A 19,474-nucleotide genomic window follows, 5' to 3' on the forward strand; every position below is an offset into this window, starting at 1 on the left:
GGTCAGTTGCGGTCGGTCAGTTGCGGTGGGTCATGTTGTGAGCGTGGCTGTGTGCGGTGGCCGCGCCGGAGTGCCCGCCGTTGCCGGAGTCTCCGCCGCGGGTGATGGAGTGGTTGGTGGCGTTGCCGGTGGACCCGGTCGTACCGGTGTTTCCGGATCGGCCGGAGGTCGTGCTCGCGTGGCCGGGGGTGTGGTGGCTGCGCTGCCCGTAGTGCTGGTTCCAGCCCGAGCGGTGATGAGAGTCGCGGTAGGTGTGGCCACCGCCGATGGAGATGCCGGTGGCCTTGTTCCCTCCGGTGGCACCGGAGTTCCCGGAGCTGCCGGAGTTCCCGGTCTGGGCGTTGTTGGCCGAGGTGGCGTTCCCGGCGTCGCCGGAGTCACCGCCGTTGCCCGTACGGGCGCCTGCGTGGCCAGAAGCGTTCGAGCGGGGCGCCTCGCGGCCGGTGCTGTGCTGGTTGGCGTGGTAGGTGCCCTCGTGCTGGCTGCCGGTGCTGGCACCGATGGTGTTGTGGGCGCTGGCCGGGCCGGAGTCACCGGCGCGGCCGGAGTTCCCGCCTTGGGTGTCGGACCAGTTGGCGGCATTTCCGGTGGCTCCGGTGTCGCCGGTGGATCCGGAGTCACCGGAGCCGGTCTTGGCGGAGCAGTCGGCCAGCACGCACAGGTTGGTGGCCTTGTTACCGCCCGTGGACCCGGAGGTACCCGAGTTGCCGGAGTTCCCGGTCTGGGCGTTGTTGGCCGAGGTGGCGTTCCCTGCGTCGCCGGAGTCACCGCCGTTGCCTGTGCGGGCGCCTGCGCGGCCGGTCAGGGTGTCGGTGAGGTCACTGATCATCGTGCGCTGACCCCAGGACGAACGCCATGAGCCGTCTCGGCCATCGCCCCTGCTGTGGGTCCACTGCGTGCTGCTGTGTGCGCCGGCGGGCCCGGAGTCACCGCCGCGGCCGGAGTTCCCCCCTCGGGTGTCCGACCAGTTGACGGCATTCCCGGTGGCGCCGGTGTCACCAGTGGATCCGGAGTTCCCGGAGCCGGCCTCGGCGGAGCAGCGGGCGAGCAGGCATACGTTCGTGGCCTTGTTACCGCCGGTAGAGCCAGAATCACCAGAGTTGCCGGAATTCCCGGTCTGGGCGTTGTTGGTCGAGGTGGCGTTCCCTGCGTCGCCGGAGTCCCCGCCGTTGCCAGTGTGGGCACCTGCATCCGCTTTGGTGGTGGTGTGGGTGGTGGCGTTCGCCGCCTGGCCGAACAGCAGGACACTGCCTGTGCTCGCGGCCAGGATCAAGCCTTTTCCGATTCCGTTCATGGAAATCGTTTCATCCTTCCCGAATGACTTCCGCTGGGCTCACTCCGTCCTGGGAGTGAGGAGATTCGCGTCCGGCCTCGGGCACAGGTCACCTCCAGTGCCGGGTGATCCGGCACTCGACCGTGCGAAGAGGACCCCGCGAGGGAAGGTCGGTTATCCGGGGCGGTGTGGGCCACGCTGGTCGCGCTTGAGCGAGACGAGGCCCTCGGGGTTCAGTCCGGACCGTGTGATCAGGCACGGGTCGAAGGAATACAGGTCTACGGGCATCGTCGCGGCGATCCCCGGGCTCACCACCTGGGCGGTGACCGGTATCGGCAGGCCCGGGCCCATAGGCGGCAGCCATGGGCCCGCCGGCGGGTTCACGCCGTACTGGAACATCGTCTTGTCGATGAACTGTGCGCTCCCGGCGCCGGCCGGTCCGCCCTTGGTCACGCCGCGTGACGCGGTCGGACTCCCCCAGGATCGTGCCGAACGAAAAGCCGGAGGCGCCGTTGGAGGCTGCATTGGCCGTACAGAACGCTCCGCACGAGGAGGGTCCAGAGGCCCGGTACGCGGCGCAGGCACGATGCCGGACAATCCCAACCCGCTGTCACCAACGACACTCCCGAGGACCGGCCCGGTCACCGGAGCGAGCTGCCGTGTCAGGGGGGCCAGGGGCCGGGTGAGCGGCACGGTAAGTGGGCTCAGGGCGTGAGTCAGCGGCACCAGAGGCACTGCGGCGCGAGCCAGCAGGCGAGAAACAGGCTCGAGGCTGTGTGCGGCCGGGCTGACAGCCGGGCCCATCACCTCCGTGAGGGGGAGACGGTTCGCTGCGGTTGGCGCTGCGGCCCGCGACGTCCTTTGGCGCACCGTACGGGCCTGCGCATTGTGCAGCCGAGCACGGTGCGGTGCCGTCTGATGCGGGAGCCGGGGCGTTCCCGCCTGCCTCGAACGTCGCGTGGTCGAATGGTGCGTCACTGGGCGCGTCACGCCATGCGCTATCGACCCGACCCGGCTCACCACCGCGGCCGGAGACGTGATGAGCGAAGATACGACCGCCGAGTCCATGCCGGCGCCTGCAGTGTGTTTCGGATCAGGAGATGCCGAGGCGGCCTGCGCCGCCAGCCCGCCCAGCAGAAGGAATCCCCCAGCGAGCACGATCAGCAAAATCAGGCGGCGGCTCAGACGAGCCGCGTCGGCCACGACCAGACGAGTAACCCGGCGCAGGAGACGAGACGGCGCCACGGCCGGCGTCGAACCGGCTTGGATCACCGCCACTGAAACCACCAGAGATTCGCCTCCACATCACGGACACACTCGTACGGGGCATTCGGCCCAGCCCTACGCCCGGATTGGTCAGAATTTGTCCGGCCTGGCGGCAGCCTGTGGGGCCTGGTGGAGTTGCGGAGTCCCGATCCGGGGGGTGACCTGCTGGGATCTCGGCGAGATCATGCAGGAAATTCGGGCGGAGGCAGCACGATGTCGTGGCTGCTTCACGGCCTTATCCCGAAAACACTGGGTGGATGCCTGATCCAGCCGGTGCCCTGGCGCAACGGTCGACCCGGGCGAATCGGCAGACCGTAGCGGCTCAGCCTGGGCTACGGGCGATTGCGCGTAGCTGTTGTCCTTGAGCGATCACGTCGTGGATGGCGGTGCGCGGTTCGCGAGTCCGCTCCGCATCGTTCCCCGCCGGTGTTCCGGTCCGGTACCAAGCCCTGCTTCGATCGGTGCACTCGCCGGGCACGATCGTCCGGCATCACCGTCGCCGGGTTTTCGGCGCCGACAGGTGTGGGGCACCCGCGGACGGGCCCATGGCCTCGGACCCATACGGCAAATTTGGAGCCACCCGACCGGTACCCACGGCGCCCCAACAGGCCCGAGCATGGAGCTGGCGGAGCGCGCAGATCACTCAAGGCTTGGTCAGAGACCGTGGCGGCAGGTTCTCCAGAGGTTGATCGCGGTCATCAGTTCACGTGATAACCCCCGCTGAGGCTCGTACTTTCGGCCTGCGTGACATTGCGGTTGGCTGAGGACACGGGCACCGGCGGTGACCAGCCCAAACGCAACATCGAACAGGCCGAGGCGAAGATCAAGGGCGCCTTCGAACACTGACAGCTCACACGCCCCCGAGTCCTGCTTCACTGACCGTTCGCCTTTGAAAGCGAGGAACACACCATGATCGTTCTCGGAATCATCCTCCTGATCATCGGATTCATAGCCCACATCGCCGTCTTGTGGACCATCGGGATCATTGTTCTCATTATCGGACTGGTGCTCATACTGATGGGTAGGCTCGGGCACGCCGTCGGAGGCCGACGCCACTACTTTTAACCCTCGATCACCCGGTCACCCCGGGCGGAGCCCAGCAACACCGATACCGGCGTAGAAGGTTGACGACATTCTTCGCCACGCTCGCTCCAGCTGAGCCAAGACCGCCAACCCCTCCGGGAAAGCTGCTGGATCAGGTACGCCGACCTGGCGCCGCACGACCCGCTTGCAGTGGTGCCCTTGCCTACGCGCTGATCGTGATCGTGGCTCGGCGTCTCAGGGTCGCGGCAATAGTCCAGTGGCTCCACCTTCGCCTTCAGCTCGGTCCCGGGCTATACCGCGACTGGACGAGAGCTGCAGGGACATGAGGATGGAACACCTACCGTTACAGGCGTCGACGACCAGCGCTGGTCCCCCGCTGAAGGTGGAACCATCACCTCAGGGGTGACCGTGCACGATGACGCCGGTCTGTTGCTCCATCGGCAGCTTGGGCTGGACAGAGCCCAAGCTGCGGAAGTGCAGCAGGAGCGCGCACGCCGGTACTGCGAGGCAGTACGCCTGGGCGCGAGATCCTTCTCGCCGGCGTTGCGATCAGGGTGAACGACAGGACTTCGACGCGATCACGGCGAGCGCAGGGCCTCCTTGATCGAGCCAAGAGGCCTGGATGCGGGCCACCGTCCAGAGCGCGACCAGCGATCGTCCGGGCCAGGACGAACCACGACGATCTCACCTTTGAGCCGCCGACCGGGCAGCGGTCGGCCCCAGGATCGATTCGGTTCGGGTGCGGAGCGGGTAAAGCGCCAGAGCGCGCACGCCGCGAGGCCGTCGAGCCGTCTCGCATGTACGTGAAAGCTACGGGGCGGTCGCCTGCAGCAGGTCGAGGGGCGGTTCAGGTGTCTTTGAGAAGTTCGGCGCGGAGGCCGGTCAGGGCGCGGTTAATGAGCCGGGAGATGTGCATCTGAGACAGGTGCATCTCCTCGGCGATTTCGGTCTGGGTCTTGTTGCCGTAGAAGCGGTGCAGCAGGATCATGCGTTCCCGCTCGGGGAGTCCGTCGAGTAGTGGGCGCAGGGTGACGTGGTCGACGATGTCCTCGATCGCCGTGTCGTCCCCTCCGATGAGGTCGCCGTAGGTCGCGGCGTCCTCATCGGCGCCGACCGGCGTGTCAAGTGAGACCGGGCGGTAGGCGTCGAACGTGCCGACCACTTCGATGGCCTCTTCCTCGCCGATCTCAAGGATTTCCGCGATCTCCGGGATGGTCGGCGCGCGATTGTGCTCGCGGAAGAAGTCTTGCCGGGCATCCCGCATCGCCAACCGGAGCTCTTGGAGGCGGCGGGGCATGCGCAAAAGCCACGTGTGGTCTCGGAAATGTCGTTTCACCTCACCGGTCATCGTCGGAGCCGCATAAGCCAGGAAACGCTCCCCGCGGGCCGTGTCAAAGCGGTTGATCGCCTTGACGAGACCTAGCATTGCGGCCTGCCGCACATCCTCGAACGGTTCGTCATATTGTGCGTAGCGCCGCGCAATGCCGTAGGCGACCGGTATATGCATTCGTACCAGCTCCGAGCGGATCTCCTCTCGGCGCGAGTCCGCGTGTGTCAACGATTCGAGTTCGTTCAGCAACGCCTCAGCGTGGCCGTCGTCGTAGTCGATTCTGGCAGGCATGCCGACCTCCATGATGGGGCTTGACGAAGCGGCATTAGAAACATCGGTCCAGGCGCATTAACCGTTCTCTGCCAATTACCGTAACGGCGCCACGGCTGACTCTCCCGTCAAGTCGAGGTCTGTAATCTCACAGGCGCTCATTGGTGGGGAGGGAATGTTCCGGCCCTACCGGCCACACGATGGATGGCCTGGTGCATGGCGCGTCCGATCTGGGAAGCGAGGACGGCGCTCGTACTGCCGGACGATCGGCTGGCCAGCATCTCATCAGCAACTCTGCGGCGTTGAGGGCGAGGGCGAGATGAGCGCGACGTGCATACGATCAGGTAAGCGCGGTAGCGCCCACGCGGAAACCTCGAAGTTGAGCACAAACCATCACACGAGCTGATGACCAAGTGATCATCATGTGCTGATGCGTGCCCGTTCGGTCGTTCGGCCTGAGCCTCCAGATCGGACCTCACCTGTTCCCCTCCATGCCATGTTGGTGACCCGATATCGGATCACGCGCCGCAGCTTCGTGATCGCTTGCGGTGATGAGCTTTGCTCGGATTGCCGGTGTCCGCGGTCGGGCCGGTGGTCTTGGCTGGAGCGGTCGGCCGTCCTCGGGACGGTTTCGCCGACGTCTTCGGGTCCTCCGATGTGTCCTTTGTCGCGGAGATCCCGAAGGTCACTAGCGGTCGCGTTTCGAAGGAGGAGCCGCATGATCGGTCTGGAGGATGGCTTGGAGCTGGAGGAACTGATGGGCCGGGTGGCCTGCGGTGACGGTGAAGCCTTCAAGCGTGTGTACGCGGTGGTGTCCGGACCCGTCTATGGGCTGGTGGCGCAGGTGCTGCGCGATCGAGTCCAATGCGAGCAGGTGACCGAAGAAGTGCTGGTGGAGTTGTGGCAGACGGCGCCACGCTATGAAGCGGCCCACGACGACGTGATGGGGTGGGTGATGTCTGTTGCGCATCGGCGTGCGGTGGATCGGAGACGCGCCGACCGAGGCGGTCACATCGGTGCGGACGGATCCGACCGGGGGACGGCAGCCGCCCGGCGTTTGGGCCAGGGCACCGGTGAAGGCGACACACGGACAGAGCATCAGCAGGTGCGGCACGGCTGGGACACTCTCACCGAGATGCAACGCGAGGCGGTCACGCTGACCTACTACGCCGGCCATACCTACCGGCAGGTCGCCGCCCATCTCAATACCTCTCATGACGCGATCAAGACATCGCTGCACGATGCCCTGATGCACCTCGCGGCCCACCGGACCGCCGAGATCCCCAGCGAAGACATCAGCCAACTGGCCTGAGACAGGAACCGAACGTCAGGAACGCTTGATCAGCCAGTGTCAACGTCGCTCGAAATCTGGCTCTTTCGGCAGCATTGGCTTGATCCTGCGAGCTGGGTGATCGTCTGAAGCGGATCGGCATGGCACAGCGCTGCCACAAAGAGGTCGATACCCAAAAGTGTTACAGCGGTCAGTGGAAGCGGTGTTGGCGCATCTGAGCCTCACTCTCCTGTTTGTGCACCCGCTCATCATGGCCGATCTGACGGAACAGATCCGAGCGCGAGACGAATTGGCCGTAGCCATCCGCGAACTCGGATTCGAACGGAACGGTCTCCCACTCAGGATGTTCGGCGACATCGTCATGTACTCATGCTCGGCGTGATCTTCGAAACCGGCATTGAGGCTGTAGGACCAGCCCGGACGGATCACAAACAGCAGCCAGCCGCTGTAGTTGTTGGCTCAGCGCCGACTGCACGATGTGTTCGTGCGCGGCCGCCTGGCCGAAGTGCAGCTCTTCGGCCTGGGTGAGGAAGTAGCGAAGCTGGCGGAGCTCCATTCCTGCCACCTCCACCGAACGGCAGGCGGGTAGGAACGACCCGCCCTCGCCGACATCCAGGGGTCAGGATGCCGGCGTCTTGCGTCCGGTTTCTCACTTCCCTGAGCGTCACCGTTCAATCCGCCCCTGGGTGACACCGCTCACACGATCACGTCAAGTGATGAGGATTGCTCGGGTTGCCTGTTTCCGCCCCGTGCGAGCGGAGGTTGACTGAAGGAGTTCGGCTGGCCACCACCGGCACCTCGATCGGGAAGGCCGTCATGACTTCCGATGAGTCCGGCGCGGCCCTGGATTTGCGACCTGTCAGCTTGAACGGGTCGGCACCTCGCTGCGAACACCTCGACGCATGTATCCCGGTGACTCCCCGATCGAGCACCTGCGCCGAATGCCTGAGCGCCGGTGAGAACTGGATCGGCCTCATGGTGTGCCTCACCTGCGGCTGGGTGGCGTGCTCCGATGACTCCTCCGGACGGCATGCGGTCGCGCACTACGAAGAAACCGATCATCCGGTGGCCGGCGCCTTGTGCTCCGGGCCCACCTGGAGATGGTGCTATGTGCACCGGCGCGCCGTCTGAACGGCTGTCGCCAGCCCCTCAACGCTAAGGAACCACCTTTGACCTTTGACACCCTCGAAGCCGAAACGATGCCGGCGGGCGCTCGCCGCGGGCCGCCTGCCACCGGCCGCGGCAGCGACTACGCCCAGTTGTCCCGCGAAGTGAAACAAAGCGGGCTGCTGAACCGGCGGCCCGGCTACTACTTCCTCAAGGTCGGACTCAACCTGCTCCTCATGGCCGCTGGATGGACGACCTTCGCCCTGATCGGGCGATCATGGTGGCAGCTGATACTGGCCGTCGCCTTCGCGGTGCTGTTCACCCAGACCGCGTTCGTCGGCCACGATGCCGGCCACCAGCAGATCTCCAGATCCAAACGCGTCAACGACCTGCTCGGCCGTCTGCACGGCAACCTGCTGATCGGGCTCAGCTACGGCTGGTGGCTCACCAAGCACAATCGGCACCATGCCCACCCCAACCAGGTCGACCGCGACCCCGACATCGCATCCGGCGCGATCGCCTTCACCCATGACGACGCCCGTACCCGACGCGGACCGGGCATCTGGCTGGCCCGCCACCAGGCATGGCTGTTCTTTCCCATGCTGCTTCTGGAAGGCCTCAACCTGCACGTCGCCGGCGTACGGTCCCTGCTCACCCGCGCCGGAACCTCAAGAATGACCAAGCTGACCGAGGCGGGTCTGCTGGTCGCCCATATCGCCGGCTACCTGACCGCCGTGTTCTGGGTACTGTCGCCCGCCCAAGCCGTGTGCTTCATCGTCGTCCAGCAGGGCCTGTTCGGCCTGTACATGGGATGCTCGTTCGCGCCCAACCACAAGGGGATGCCGATCTTCACCAAGGACGACAAGACCGACTACCTGCGCCGGCAGGTGCTCAGCTCCCGCAACATCCGCGGCGGCCGGTTCACCGACTTCGTCCTCGGCGGCCTGAACTACCAGATCGAACACCACCTGTTCCCCTCCATGCCACGCCCCAGCCTGCGCCGCGCCCAGACCGTGATCCGTACGTTCTGCGCCCAGCACCACATCGCGTACTACGAGACCGGTCTGCTCAACTCCTACGCCCAAGTGCTGCGCCACCTCCACAACGTCGGCGGCCCGCTACGTCCCGAACTGGAGTACTGAGCCCGGTAGACATACCAGGGCCTCTGGAAACGGCGCGGATGCCATACGCGGCACCGCACCGATCGCCAGAGGCCCTTCTTCAAACCGGGATCGCCCGTATCGACCATCCCGACCGGCGCTACCCGGCCATGACCGGTTCGGCGCGTTTCCAGCGCGGTGCAGTCCGACCGCGGCGCGATCCGGACCTGTTCGCAGTACGCGAGACGCTGGTCGAGCATCTGCGGGGCGTAACGCAGCCGGCCTTTCACCGGGCCCTCCGTGGCGCTCGGCCAAAGAACATGAACTTCGCCACTAGGCGTATCAGTTGATCATGAGTCTGACTTGTTCGTGGGAGCAGTTCAGGGCGGTGGCGATGCGCCGCAGGGACCAGCCTCCCGCCCGTGCGGCGGCGATGGCCTCATGCTGGGCGAGGTCGTGGACTTCGCTGAAACTGCGGTGAAGCAGGGCCAGGGCGTTCAGCCGCTGGTCGATGGGGGCGTCCTGGAGGCTTTCCCGCAGGGTGGTGAGCTGACCGGTGATCTGCTGGACCGCGTGGCTCCAGGTCGTCTCGGTGGACACGGTGTCGCCTTCCGTGACGCATCCGGGAGCCTGGCAGGCCGCCGATCTGCTGCTGTGAAGGCCACCGTAGCCCTCCCGAACGGGTCACGACCGTGGCGGGACGCGCAGAACAAGCAAGGCGGTGTCGTCGCTGGCCCAGTCGCCGCTGTGCTCGGCAAGGATCTCACTGAGGTGGGTGACGATGCCGGCCGCGTCCAGGCCGCGGCATCCCGCGAACGCGGCGGCCAAGGCGTCCTCACCGAATTGGGGACGATCCCCGGAGGAGGTGGTCCGGCGGGCGCGGGCCTCGGTGGCGCCGTCGGTGTAGAGCAACAGGGTGTCGCCCGGGGCAAGGCGGAACCGGACATCGTTCAGCAGCACGTCGGGAAAGACGCCGAGCAAAGTGCCGGGCCGTCCGACCTGCTGGACTCGGCCATCGGCGCGGCGGATCAGCGCCGGTAGGTGTCCGGCGGTGCACAGCCGTCCCGCGATCCCACCGCCCGTAGTGCGGAAGGTGACATAGACGGCGGTCAGGAACCGGTCTCCTATTCGCTGTTCAAGGAGTGCGGAGTTCAGCCGCTCGCACACGAGGGCGGGAGAGAGGTGCTGGGTGGCCTCGGCGCGCAGGGTGTAGCGGGCCAGGGCGGTGACCTTGGCGGCTTCGGTGCCCTTGCCGCACACGTCGCCCATTACGGTGCACCACCACGGGCCCTTGGCATGGAAGAGGTCATAGAAGTCACCGACCACCGTGGTGCCGCCGGCAGCCGGCAGATAGGACGCCGCGGTCTCCAGACCCGGCACCTGCTGCAGGACCGGGGGCAGCAGGCTGTCTTGGAGACTGCGGGCCAAAGCGCTCGAGGTACGCAGGGCGTCTTGCGCGGTGACGAGCGCATCTTGAGCGACGGTCAGTGAGGTGCGCAGGTTGATCTCGTTGCTCACCGCCCGAGCCATCGTGGCCAGACTCGACAGTTCCGCGGGTTGCCACGTGTGCGGGTTCTCATCAATGACGCACATGCTGCCCAGCACCTCCCCGCCAGGGGCGAGGATCGGGTAGCCGGCCCACGCGCCGATCTTCATGGGCACCACCGAGGGATGCCCACTCGTACGGGGGTCGGCGGCCGCGTCTTCGATCACGAACGGCTCCCCGCCCAGACCGACCAGGAAGTAACAGAAACTCTCCCGTACGGGATTCTGCCGCGTCGGCAACTCCGGAGCGTTCACCCCGACGCACGACTTCCAGAACGAGCGGTGATCGTCGACCAGCGTGATGAACGCACGCGTGCAGCCGGTCACCGAGGCCGCCAGCTGCGCCAGGTCCTCGAAGGCGTCTTCCGGGCCGGTCTCGAGCAACCCCGTCGCCGTCACGGCGGCCAACCGCCCCGGATCCGAAAGTGCAGCCGGCAGGCCATCGGGCCGCAACCCGCCGGCGAACACGACTCCCCGCGTCACTCTTCCCCGCCTCGATCCCCCGGCCACGGCTTCCCGCAGACACCCGTACCGAACGATCGCGGAGCCACCAGGCCACACGTCAAAATATTTGACGCAAGACAACAATAACCCGCCGCGGTGGCCTCGGTCAGCGCATACGGCCAGCCGCTCAATCGTTGGCCGGCACCATCGGGGCGATGATCTCTTCGTCGTAACGGGGCGCGGCGCCGCCACGGGGGGCCGCCCTACCGCCCATACGCGCGCGAAGATGCGATGACGGGCCTGAGACGAGGACCGGTTAGCGTCCGGATCGCCTCAGCATCCTTGGAGGCTCCCGACCGCGCCAGCAGGACGAGCCAGCCGAGTAGACGGACGGAAATGAGATAGAGGAGGCCGTAGCGATCCTGCTCGTCGCCGACATCGTCCGCTTACCGAACAGAGAACCCCAGGTCGGGACCGGTGGCCGAGTTTCCGGCACCCAGAAGAACTTGAGAAACCCGGCGCTCTTGCTGACGCGTGACAATCAAGGTTCGCGCCGAGCCATGGAGGGCATCACCGACAGTAAGGTCGATGCGGCCGGCACGGAGGGCGCCGCGGGCCGAGCGCGGTCTATGGCCCGGCGGACTGACATGACACCAGCGGATGGGCTTGGGCCGGGAAAGGCCGATGGACATGCCGATGCTCACACCACTACCGGCGGCGGTCCGTGCGGCCGCACGCGGCCTGGTCGGCGCCATGGCGATGACCGGCGTGCGTACGTTCACCGAGAGCGCCGGCATCCTGGTGGAAAGCCCGCCCGAGGCGATCGTCGCCGAACACGCTCCGCAGAAGCTCCGGCGCCTCGGCGAGGGGCACCGAACTGCGATCACCGAACTCTGCCACTGGGCGTTCGGGGCCGCGGGCGGCGCGATGTTCTCGGCTTTGCCGCAACCCCTGCGCAAGCATCCGCTGACCGGCCCCGCCTACGGCCTGGCGATCTGGCTCAGCTTCGAGATAGGTCTCGCACCGCTGCTCGGGCTACAACACGCCAAAGCACAACGGCCCGTCAGCCGCGCCGTTCTCGCCCTCGACCACATCATGTACGGCATCGTGGTGGCCGGCCACCTCGCGCCCGAACAATCCCCCTCTCTTCATCGAAGATCCCGCTCTCATCGATTCGCTCGACTCACCGCGCCACCCACCCGCAGGCGCTCTGCTGCCTAGCAGGAAGCGCACCGTGGACGCGGCCGGTGCCGATGTGACAGGTGATTTGAATTCTGTGTCCAGCACCATGGCTGGGGAGAGACCAGGCCCCTTGGACCTCCACTTAGGTCCGTGCAGGCAGTCTCCTCACCGGCGTTGGCGGGTGATCGGCTGTGGTGATGGGCTTTGGCCGGGCCGGGTGTTTCCGACATGACAGCGGCGGGCTTGACTGAGGAGGAACAGCCGGGGCCGTGCCCGGTCTCCCCAGCATGACGAAGGAACCTGCCATGGTCCCCAACCAGACCGAGGCCCTGGACGCCCCCGCGGTCAGCGCGAACGGCCAGGCACCACGCTGTGAGCACCTCGACGGGCTAACACCGGTCACCCCTCAGACCAGCTTCTGCCCGGACTGCCGAGCCGACGAGGACCGCCGGGCGACCCTGCTGATCTGCCTGACCTGTGGCCGGGTGGCATGTTCGGACGGCTCACCCAACCAGCACGCCAAAGCCCACCACGAAAAGACCCACCACCCGATCGCCGCAGCCGTAGAACCGGGCCCGCGATGGAGATGGTGCTACGTGCACCAGCGTCTTGTCTGACCGGTCCGTTCCCAGCCCGCAGGAACCGGGTTCATGCTCAGCCCACACTTTGCTGCCAAGAGCCACCCTCGCCCTGATGCAGAACGCATGGTGATCGATTGCGGTGATGGCCCCTTCCAGAATCGGCTGTTTCCCGCACGGCTCCGCTGAGGTTGGCTCAGGGGTGAGCGAGCACGAGGCGCGGCTTCCGCCTGCGGGCGATTGGGCCTGTGCGTGGACCGATCCGGAAGGCCGTTCCCTTCCAAGCTTCGACTCACTGCTCCTAAGGAGTCGGTCATGGGCGTCATCACCTGGAACATTCTCGGACTCATTGCCGGAATGATCGCCCTTGCCGCCACCCTCCGAGCCCGCAGACCGATAACCGGCCACCCCGCGACAGGCACCCGTGCGGACCGTCTACCTCGCTGGGCGAGACGAGCGCGCTCATGACCAGCAGCCCTGAACCGTCATCGGCCGACGTCGCTATGAGTGAGGAGATGAGGACGTGTCTGCCTGCGCCGTCGCCGGCGACGGTGCGCGCCGCCCGCGCCTACCTGACACAGCGCCACGCCACCGGCGCGGATCAGATCCTGTGGGAGCTCACCGAACATCCCCTGCCCGACCTGGACGCCATCGACGCGGTCATCGCCGCCTCTGATCGAGCCCAGCGAGGCCCCGGCGACCAACCCCAGCCGATGGCGATGGCCGCCGCACTAGTGGTCCTGGGAGCAGCCCGCCTGGACATGGACCAGACCGAGGCACGTCTGCTCGATGCCGCACAAGCATCAGCCATGGGCTGGGAACAGATCGCCGCGATCCTCGGCCTCACCATCGAAGAAACCGAGGAACGGCACCGGCACCTCAAACCCCGGCTGGACCAGCCTGTCGCCCACGTCCTCCCACCACGCCCATACGGCCAGACGCACCGGCCCAGGGCCGCCACAAGAACCAGTGACCAGTGAATATTGCGCCCCCTGCAACAGCCAAGACCGGCTCCGGCCGTATTCCGGGGTCTGTCCATCCTCCGCCGACCAACCCACACCATCGTCAGGTTGGGCCGTAACCTCGACATCGCCCCCGCGTTGCCCGAGCGTCTGCTCGGCATGCACCGCGCCGGGCATGCGGTTGCTGATCCCCGACCACCCGGGAATCGTTCCGTGACGCGAAAGGGCCGGCTGTGTACGCCGAATACGCACGCAGGATCCCCGGGCCATGCCGTGGCCAAGCGTGAGGGCTGTGGCACTGGTGACCTCGGAGCTGCTCATCGAGTTCCCCGCAGAGACCGTGTACGACTTCCTCTCCCAACTGGCCAACCACCAAAGGATGGGCGGCCACCGATTCCGGCTGAACACCGTCGCGCCCGACCGGCTCGGCGCCACGATCGTGATCCGCGGGCCCCTGGGCATCCACCGAACCGTCCAGACGACGATCACATGCCTGCGTCCCGCACGCGGTGTGGGTGGTACGGCGACGATAGGCCGTCAGACGGTCGCCCACGTGCACTGGACCATCCACGCGGCCGGTGACCGGTCCCATGTCACACTGACCGCGACGATCGTGCGCACCGGGATGGTGGACCGGTTGCTCCTGGCGGCCGGCGGTAGGAGATGGCTGGCCCGCAGCTTCCACCGGGTCCTGACACTGCTCTCCGCCACCATCCGTACGGCCGCCCCCGACGCCACGCTTCCGGTCAATGCACCCAACCCAGATCAGAAACGTTGACCCGACCGCCCGCCGCGGGCGACCACGACAACGCCTCCTCCTGCCGAGAGGAACACCCTCTTGTTCTCCCAGCCAGACACACTCCCGCGTCTTTGAAGGTGCGGGCGTGGGACAGGAGTGATCCCGTCGCGGATCGGCCGACGCGAGTATCACGGGATGGATTGCAGGTGACGGATCTGGGCGTTGAGTTCGGCTCCGAGCAGGACCGCCAGTGCGGTCACGTACAGGAACAGCAACACCCGGCTGAGGACCAGCAGCTCTCGCGGCAGCCGCCCCGGACCGCGCCAGCGATCCGTAAACGGCTGTACCAGGCGGTCCGGAAAGGGACGATGGCGCAGGGATGACTGCAGGTCAGTCCGATCGAGGCCGAAGCACTATTCGATGCGCCTCATTGCCTGGCGCCGCCGCCTGGTTCCCTCCCCCCGGCGCCCCTTCGAAAGGCAGAACCCACGCGAGACCTGCAGAAATGACTCCCGCGGTCGAACGGCTGGTCCGGCTGATGGTCCTGCTCCCCGGGCACGACCACCCGCTCTGGGAGAGCGTGATCGCCGACTGCCAAGACACCACCGAAGTGATGTCGATGCGCTGGTTCGTCGGTGACGCGACGAAGATGTGGCCGGAAGCCGCCCCCCGCAACCTCGCCCACGCGGTGCTCACCGCGGCTTCCCAGTTCGGTGTACGACCAGTGCTCCCCGGCGACGCAGGGGTGGTTCCCCACGGGGCCATGGCCGGCTTGGTTGTTGCAGATGTGCTCCCCGCGCGCGGGAACGGTCCCGAGACGCACTGTGTCCGCATCACGCCGCAGGGCCCGGCCTGCCCCAGTCTTTGCGGCGAGCGTGCGCCGGGGTCGCCTGCGAATCCGGGTGGCCCCCAGTCGGTGGAGATCTTATCTACTGCGTGTTCACTCCGCCGACTGGCCGCACCCTCCCATGCCGTAACGCTCTTGGCCGGAAGGGCGTGGGGCTTCCGGGACCGTTTCGGCCCAGTCGCAGCATGAGTGAGATGCGTACGGTGCGGAACCTTCGGCCCTGGTCCGAGATAGGGGCGCGGGGAAACCACGACATGGCGCCGCCATGCGATCGGCGGTTGTCATGCCGATCACCTCGTGATCGGCGCTACTCCAGGGCGGAGGGTCAGTCGTAGTCCACATGACGGACCCTCACGCGGCCGTCGCTTAGGTGGCGGAGCGCTCGGCGACCGGCCGGCGACGCAGGCTTACCTCCGAGACGGCCGGCGGTGTGTAGGCCACGTCGTTGGGGCCCGCGTCGGTACCGGGCGGAGCGATCTCATCGATCCGGTCGAGGATCTCCTCGTCCAGGGTGACGTCGGCGCCGGCCAGCAGGTCCTCGAGCTGTTCCATGGTGCGCGGCCCGATGATCGCCGAGGTGACGCCCGGGTGGGCGATCGCGAACGCCATCGCGAGGTGGGTCATCGGCAGACCGGCCTTCTCGGCGAGCGGTACGAGCTGTTCGACCACGTCGAGCTTGCGCTCGTCGCTGAAGTGCTGCGGCATGCCACCGGACCGGTGAGTGTCGATCTGCCGGCCCTTGCGGTGCCGGCCGGTGAGCAGGCCCTGGCCCAGCGGGCTCCAGACCAGCGTGCCCATCCCGTAGCGCTGACAGATCGGCAGGACCTCGCGTTCGATGCTCCGGTTGACGATCGAGTACGGCGGCTGCTCGGTCCGGAAGCGCTCCAGGCCACGCCGCTCGGCGACCCACTGCGCCTCGACGATCTCCGAGGCCGGAAAGGACGACGCACCGATCGCGCGCACCTTGCCGCTGTGGATCAGGTCGGACAGGGCCGACAGTGTCTCCTCCACGTCGACCATCGGGTCGGGGCGGTGGACCTGGTAGAGGTCGAGGTGATCGGTCTGCAGGCGGCGCAGGGAGTTCTCGACCGCGGCGATGATCCAGCGCCGTGAATTGCCCCGGTGGTTCGAACCATCGCCCATCGGGTAGTGCACCTTGCTGGCGAGCACCACATCGTCGCGGCGACCCTTGAGCGCCTTGCCGACGATCTCCTCGGATTCGCCGCCAGAGTACACATCGGCGGTGTCGATGAAGTTGATCCCTGCGTCCAGAGCCCTGTGGATGATCCGGATCGAGTCGTCGTGGTCGGGGTTTCCCATGGCCCCGAACATCATGGCGCCCAGGCAGTAGGGACTGACCTCGATCCCGGTCCGGCCCAGCATGCGGTACTTCATATTTCTTCTCCTTGGAGGCGTACGGTGAGTGGTTGTTCGAGCACCGGTGGGGACGCCCGAAAACCACGTCGCGGTGTAACAGCGTCCTCAGCGCCGGCCGGACGAACCTCAGTGACCGGTGACGTCGTGTCCTTCCCGCCGCGCGGCGTCCACGAGCGCCGGCCGCCGCAACGCGAACTCGTCGTCGAACACGATCTCGACCAGCGGGCTGCGCGCGAGCCAGTCGTCGAGGTTCTGGCGCCGGCTGACCCGTGCCGCGATTTCGGGCCGGTTTTGCAGGTCGAGGACCTCGGTGATCACTCGCCGCCGTGTCGGCTCGTCGACCGGCGCCGCGGTCGCGGGCAGGTCGGCCGTGACCCCGTGTTTGAGATGCACGATGAACCGCGGATGAGCGCGCACGTTCGCGTACCAGCCGCGGGGGCCGGGCACGCCGGTCAGGTACCAGCGACCGTCGACGCGGTGGAACCAGATCTCGATGCGGCGCGGGGTGCCGCTGCGTGCGCCCAGTGTCGTGATGTCGATCGTGTGCTCGGCCGGTTAGGAGTCCGGTCCGATGGCGAGGGCGCGGGCGACGGCGTCGTCCCCGGTCACAGTCCGGTCCGCCGCTCGTCGTCGAGGGGCACGTCGCCGTCCTCGATTCCGGTCCGGCCCAGCGTGCGGTACTTCATACTTCTCCCCTCGGAGGCGTTCGGTGAGTGGTCGGCGATCTTCATCACCCGCCTCCTGCTGCGTGGTGATCGTCCCGGAATCCGTGGCACGTTCCGGTAGCTCCACCAAACCAACGCCGCGACCGCCAGGCCAGCAAAATCCTCTCGCGTGGTTGCACAATCCTCTTCGCTTAGTCAGCTTTCACGGCAGCGCCGCAGCAGCGGGACCGGCCCCACCACGCATGCGCACCGCGTCGATGCTGGGCGGGGCACCGAACTGGCGCCGGTACTCCCGGCTGAACTGGGCCGGACTGCCGTATCCGACGCGGTGGCCGACGCCGGTGATGTCGTGAGGACTGTTCGCCAGCAGCAATCTCGCCGCCTGCAGCCGGATGTGCTTCTGGAACTGGATCGGGGTCATCGCTGTCACCGCCTGGAAGTTCCGGTGGAAAGCGGAGACACTCATCCCCGAAAGTTGTGCCACGTCCTCGACCCGGAACGGCTGGGTGTAGTTCTCCCGTATCCACCGCACAGCACGTCTGATGTGCGTCAGGCTACTGTCGGCCAGGCCGAGCTGACGCACCCCGTCACCTTGTTCCCCGGTGATCAACCACCAGAGGATCTCGCGTTTGACCAGCGGGACGAGTGCCTTCCGGTCCCGCGGCCGGTCAAGCAGGCGCAGCAGCCGCACGATGGCGTCGAGCAACTCGTCCGGGGCGTCACTGACCGCGATTCCCGGGCGTGCGGTGCCAGGGGACCGCGGCAGATCCCCCGGCCCGGCCTGCAGCAGCAGCTCCGCGACGGCGGCGGGTTCCAGAGTCATCCCGAAACCGAGTGCGGGGCGGCCCGGGACGGCGTCGACGACGTGCCCTGTCACGGGGAGGTCGACCGAGGCGACGAGGTACTGACCAGCGGCGTACTCGTAGACGCGGTCTCCCAGTGCCAGACGCTTGCCGCCCTGAGCGATGACCGCCAGCACCGTGCCGGACATCGAGGACGCCGGCGAAACGGTGTGGTCGACCTTGCAGATCCGGACGCCGTCGATGGCCGTGGTCAAATCGGGACGCACATGCCGGTCCAGCAGTCCGCGAAGCTCGTCCAGAGACATGCCACAAGTGCAGCACAAGATCCACGGGCGACCGTCGACAGCGAAAGGAATGTGCAAGAACTCGCGAGCTTCGTCAAAGCGTCCGCCGAGCCTCGATGACACGGTGAGACTTTGCCAACCTGGTTGAGCGGGTTCGCTGGTGTCCGGCATGACACCACCATGAATGGTGAAACTCCTGGTGGACGGGTGATTGACGAGATCACCACCCCTGACCAGGAGCTTCACATGATGTCCCCCCCGGGGATGACCGTCTCCACTCGAGCGCTGACCATGCTCGCCGACGCCTTGCGCCACTGACGGACACAGTTGCGGACTCGATGGCGGCACCTGGATGTCGGCCGTCGGGCCTGCTGGTGGTGGCCTACCTGCGCAAGGGCGAGCCCACGCCGATCTGGCCTGCGGGTTCGCGATCGACACGAGATCACCCGCTTCCGGCCGCCGCTCGACCAACTCGGTGACCTACGTGATTTCGTGGTCATCGTCAACGCTTTGCACAGTCAGCGTAACCACGTCACCTACCTCGCCGAACGCGGCGCACGCTGGATCCTGACCGTCAAAGGCAACCAGCCCAGCCTGCACCACAGTTCGCAGCTCTACCCTGGCGGCTCCGTCCCGGACGCCACCAGCGACGCCGACCTGCGGACACGGCCGCCGCGAGATCTGCGCAATGAAGGCCCCGGTCAGGGTGACGGTCTCCAGGAAGTCGCAAGCCAGCACCGCGTCGGCCTGCGCCGATTAAGGTACCGCCATCGCAAGTATGTTCGATGCGCCTGGCGTCTCCGGACGTCCTGATGCGGCGGATACACAAACGCCCGGGTCGCGCGCCGGACCTTCGACACGCCGAGTGGGGGAACTTGGCGAGAAGTAGCAGGTCAGAGCTTGATTATAGATTTGCTAACCCATAATCTTGGGTTATGCGAGAGGCCGGGCCGGAGGATGAGCGTTCCTTCTCTGAGCGTCTTTTCGGCAGCCGCTACCGGCTGGAGCTGCTGGCCGCGTTCGCGGCGGCGCCGGACGGCAGGGTGAATCTTGGCGTGCTGGCTGAAGGCAAGGGGGTACGGGCCGCGGTGTACTACCCCGCGATACGCGACTTGCTCGCGATGCGGTTGGCGGTCCGCATCGAACAGGTCACACGGGACCGGCGGCGCTGGTATGAGCGGTCTGGCGACGATTCCCTCTGGGAGAGCTTCGCCGCCGTGATCGGCGGTCTCCAGCAGCATTTCGAGCAGATCGTGGGGGCCGACACCGGCCGCCGGGCCAGGCACGAGAGGGTGAGGGCATGAGGGGCGCAGCAGAGGTCTGTCCGGAGACCGTCAGCGAGGCCGCGTCCGTATTCTCAGCGGGTA

20 protein-coding genes are annotated in these 19,474 nt (G+C 66.7%); 10 read left to right on the plus strand and 10 right to left on the minus strand.

What is annotated here, in order from left to right:
* Window positions 1–16: 16 nt before the first annotated feature.
* Both FB559_RS10760 and FB559_RS10765 read right to left on the minus strand, forming a co-directional pair.
* On the minus strand, window positions 17–1,294 hold the full coding sequence (locus FB559_RS10760; protein WP_141955483.1) for a serine-rich family protein: 1,278 nt from the start codon (window positions 1,292–1,294) through the stop codon (window positions 17–19).
* 153 nt (window positions 1,295–1,447) lie between these two features.
* Complete coding sequence (locus FB559_RS10765; protein WP_141955484.1) at window positions 1,448–1,726, minus strand: hypothetical protein; 279 nt, start codon at window positions 1,724–1,726, stop codon at window positions 1,448–1,450.
* A 1,722-nt stretch (window positions 1,727–3,448) separates the two neighbouring features.
* On the opposite strand from FB559_RS10765, the gene FB559_RS46650 reads away from it, so the two are divergent.
* Window positions 3,449–3,604: a DUF6131 family protein gene (locus tag FB559_RS46650; protein ID WP_221639962.1), complete on the plus strand. Its 156-nt coding sequence runs from the start codon at window positions 3,449–3,451 to the stop codon at window positions 3,602–3,604.
* A gap of 826 nt (window positions 3,605–4,430) precedes the next feature.
* Here FB559_RS46650 and FB559_RS10770 read toward each other — a convergent pair.
* Window positions 4,431–5,204 (minus strand): SigB/SigF/SigG family RNA polymerase sigma factor, encoded by a 774-nt coding sequence (locus FB559_RS10770; RefSeq protein WP_246121507.1) that lies wholly within the window; start codon window positions 5,202–5,204, stop codon window positions 4,431–4,433.
* A gap of 697 nt (window positions 5,205–5,901) precedes the next feature.
* Between FB559_RS10770 and FB559_RS10775 the strand changes: the two genes are divergently transcribed.
* Entirely contained in the window at window positions 5,902–6,495 is a 594-nt protein-coding gene (locus FB559_RS10775) for a sigma-70 family RNA polymerase sigma factor (protein WP_185792135.1), read from the plus strand.
* Window positions 6,496–6,841: 346 nt separating this feature from the next.
* On the opposite strand, the gene FB559_RS44545 is transcribed toward FB559_RS10775, so the two are convergent.
* Window positions 6,842–7,030 (minus strand): LysR family transcriptional regulator, encoded by a 189-nt coding sequence (locus FB559_RS44545; protein ID WP_221639963.1) that lies wholly within the window; start codon window positions 7,028–7,030, stop codon window positions 6,842–6,844.
* 260 nt (window positions 7,031–7,290) lie between these two features.
* Here FB559_RS44545 and FB559_RS46150 point away from each other — a divergent pair, with 260 nt between their 5' ends.
* On the plus strand, window positions 7,291–7,605 hold the full coding sequence (locus FB559_RS46150; protein ID WP_141955487.1) for a UBP-type zinc finger domain-containing protein: 315 nt from the start codon (window positions 7,291–7,293) through the stop codon (window positions 7,603–7,605).
* A 38-nt stretch (window positions 7,606–7,643) separates the two neighbouring features.
* On the plus strand, window positions 7,644–8,723 hold the full coding sequence (locus FB559_RS10790) for a fatty acid desaturase family protein (RefSeq protein ID WP_342780925.1): 1,080 nt from the start codon (window positions 7,644–7,646) through the stop codon (window positions 8,721–8,723).
* Between the two features lie 300 nt (window positions 8,724–9,023).
* On the opposite strand, the gene FB559_RS10795 is transcribed toward FB559_RS10790, so the two are convergent.
* Window positions 9,024–9,281 (minus strand): hypothetical protein, encoded by a 258-nt coding sequence (locus FB559_RS10795; protein WP_141955488.1) that lies wholly within the window; start codon window positions 9,279–9,281, stop codon window positions 9,024–9,026.
* Between the two features lie 84 nt (window positions 9,282–9,365).
* Window positions 9,366–10,625: a SpoIIE family protein phosphatase gene (locus tag FB559_RS10800; RefSeq protein ID WP_221639964.1), complete on the minus strand. Its 1,260-nt coding sequence runs from the start codon at window positions 10,623–10,625 to the stop codon at window positions 9,366–9,368.
* Between the two features lie 741 nt (window positions 10,626–11,366).
* On the opposite strand from FB559_RS10800, the gene FB559_RS10805 reads away from it, so the two are divergent.
* From FB559_RS10805 to FB559_RS10820, 4 genes are all read left to right on the plus strand, one after another.
* The gene (locus FB559_RS10805; protein WP_185792137.1) at window positions 11,367–11,891 is read left to right on the plus strand and encodes a hypothetical protein; all 525 of its coding nucleotides are present in this window, start codon (window positions 11,367–11,369) and stop codon (window positions 11,889–11,891) included.
* Window positions 11,892–12,157: 266 nt separating this feature from the next.
* The gene (locus FB559_RS10810) at window positions 12,158–12,469 is read left to right on the plus strand and encodes a UBP-type zinc finger domain-containing protein (RefSeq protein WP_141955489.1); all 312 of its coding nucleotides are present in this window, start codon (window positions 12,158–12,160) and stop codon (window positions 12,467–12,469) included.
* A 476-nt stretch (window positions 12,470–12,945) separates the two neighbouring features.
* Window positions 12,946–13,410, plus strand: a complete 465-nt coding sequence (locus FB559_RS10815; protein WP_141955490.1) for a hypothetical protein — start codon at window positions 12,946–12,948, stop codon at window positions 13,408–13,410.
* Window positions 13,411–13,684: 274 nt separating this feature from the next.
* Window positions 13,685–14,170, plus strand: coding sequence for an SRPBCC family protein (locus tag FB559_RS10820; protein WP_141955491.1), 486 nt, complete (start codon window positions 13,685–13,687; stop codon window positions 14,168–14,170).
* Between the two features lie 1,174 nt (window positions 14,171–15,344).
* Here the strand turns inward: FB559_RS10820 and FB559_RS10825 are convergent.
* The 4 genes from FB559_RS10825 to FB559_RS10835 form a co-directional block, all read right to left on the minus strand.
* Entirely contained in the window at window positions 15,345–16,373 is a 1,029-nt protein-coding gene (locus FB559_RS10825; protein WP_141955492.1) for an aldo/keto reductase, read from the minus strand.
* Between the two features lie 108 nt (window positions 16,374–16,481).
* Window positions 16,482–16,895: a nitroreductase/quinone reductase family protein gene (locus tag FB559_RS10830; protein ID WP_141955493.1), complete on the minus strand. Its 414-nt coding sequence runs from the start codon at window positions 16,893–16,895 to the stop codon at window positions 16,482–16,484.
* 65 nt (window positions 16,896–16,960) lie between these two features.
* Window positions 16,961–17,086, minus strand: a complete 126-nt coding sequence (locus FB559_RS46155) for a hypothetical protein (protein WP_281286247.1) — start codon at window positions 17,084–17,086, stop codon at window positions 16,961–16,963.
* Between the two features lie 136 nt (window positions 17,087–17,222).
* Window positions 17,223–18,278, minus strand: coding sequence for an AraC family transcriptional regulator (locus FB559_RS10835; RefSeq protein WP_246121509.1), 1,056 nt, complete (start codon window positions 18,276–18,278; stop codon window positions 17,223–17,225).
* A 321-nt stretch (window positions 18,279–18,599) separates the two neighbouring features.
* Between FB559_RS10835 and FB559_RS44550 the strand changes: the two genes are divergently transcribed.
* Together FB559_RS44550 and FB559_RS10845 are read left to right on the plus strand one after the other, a co-directional pair.
* Window positions 18,600–18,920 (plus strand): hypothetical protein, encoded by a 321-nt coding sequence (locus FB559_RS44550; protein ID WP_221639966.1) that lies wholly within the window; start codon window positions 18,600–18,602, stop codon window positions 18,918–18,920.
* Window positions 18,921–19,042: 122 nt separating this feature from the next.
* On the plus strand, window positions 19,043–19,411 hold the full coding sequence (locus FB559_RS10845) for a hypothetical protein (RefSeq protein WP_141955494.1): 369 nt from the start codon (window positions 19,043–19,045) through the stop codon (window positions 19,409–19,411).
* Window positions 19,412–19,474 lie beyond the last annotated feature (63 nt).

It is taken from the genome of Actinoallomurus bryophytorum, assembly GCF_006716425.1.
GTDB classification, from domain to species: domain Bacteria; phylum Actinomycetota; class Actinomycetes; order Streptosporangiales; family Streptosporangiaceae; genus Actinoallomurus; species Actinoallomurus bryophytorum.

Excerpts from the sequence above, each read along its gene's own strand:
- FB559_RS10815 (WP_141955490.1), top strand. The coding sequence starts at position 12,946 with ATGAGGACGTGTCTGCCTGCGCCGTCGCCGGCGACGGTGCGCGCCGCC.
- FB559_RS10770 (WP_246121507.1), bottom strand. The coding sequence starts at position 5,204 with ATGCCTGCCAGAATCGACTACGACGACGGCCACGCTGAGGCGTTGCTG.
- FB559_RS10810 (WP_141955489.1), top strand. The coding sequence starts at position 12,158 with ATGGTCCCCAACCAGACCGAGGCCCTGGACGCCCCCGCGGTCAGCGCG.
- FB559_RS10825 (WP_141955492.1), bottom strand. The coding sequence starts at position 16,373 with ATGAAGTACCGCATGCTGGGCCGGACCGGGATCGAGGTCAGTCCCTAC.
- FB559_RS10845 (WP_141955494.1), top strand. The coding sequence starts at position 19,043 with ATGCGAGAGGCCGGGCCGGAGGATGAGCGTTCCTTCTCTGAGCGTCTT.
- FB559_RS10760 (WP_141955483.1), bottom strand. The coding sequence starts at position 1,294 with ATGAACGGAATCGGAAAAGGCTTGATCCTGGCCGCGAGCACAGGCAGT.
- FB559_RS10775 (WP_185792135.1), top strand. The coding sequence starts at position 5,902 with ATGATCGGTCTGGAGGATGGCTTGGAGCTGGAGGAACTGATGGGCCGG.
- FB559_RS46155 (WP_281286247.1), bottom strand. The coding sequence starts at position 17,086 with ATGAAGATCGCCGACCACTCACCGAACGCCTCCGAGGGGAGAAGTATG.
- FB559_RS10835 (WP_246121509.1), bottom strand. The coding sequence starts at position 18,278 with ATGCCGGACACCAGCGAACCCGCTCAACCAGGTTGGCAAAGTCTCACC.
- FB559_RS46150 (WP_141955487.1), top strand. The coding sequence starts at position 7,291 with ATGACTTCCGATGAGTCCGGCGCGGCCCTGGATTTGCGACCTGTCAGC.
- FB559_RS10805 (WP_185792137.1), top strand. The coding sequence starts at position 11,367 with ATGCTCACACCACTACCGGCGGCGGTCCGTGCGGCCGCACGCGGCCTG.
- FB559_RS44545 (WP_221639963.1), bottom strand. The coding sequence starts at position 7,030 with ATGGAGCTCCGCCAGCTTCGCTACTTCCTCACCCAGGCCGAAGAGCTG.
- FB559_RS46650 (WP_221639962.1), top strand. The coding sequence starts at position 3,449 with ATGATCGTTCTCGGAATCATCCTCCTGATCATCGGATTCATAGCCCAC.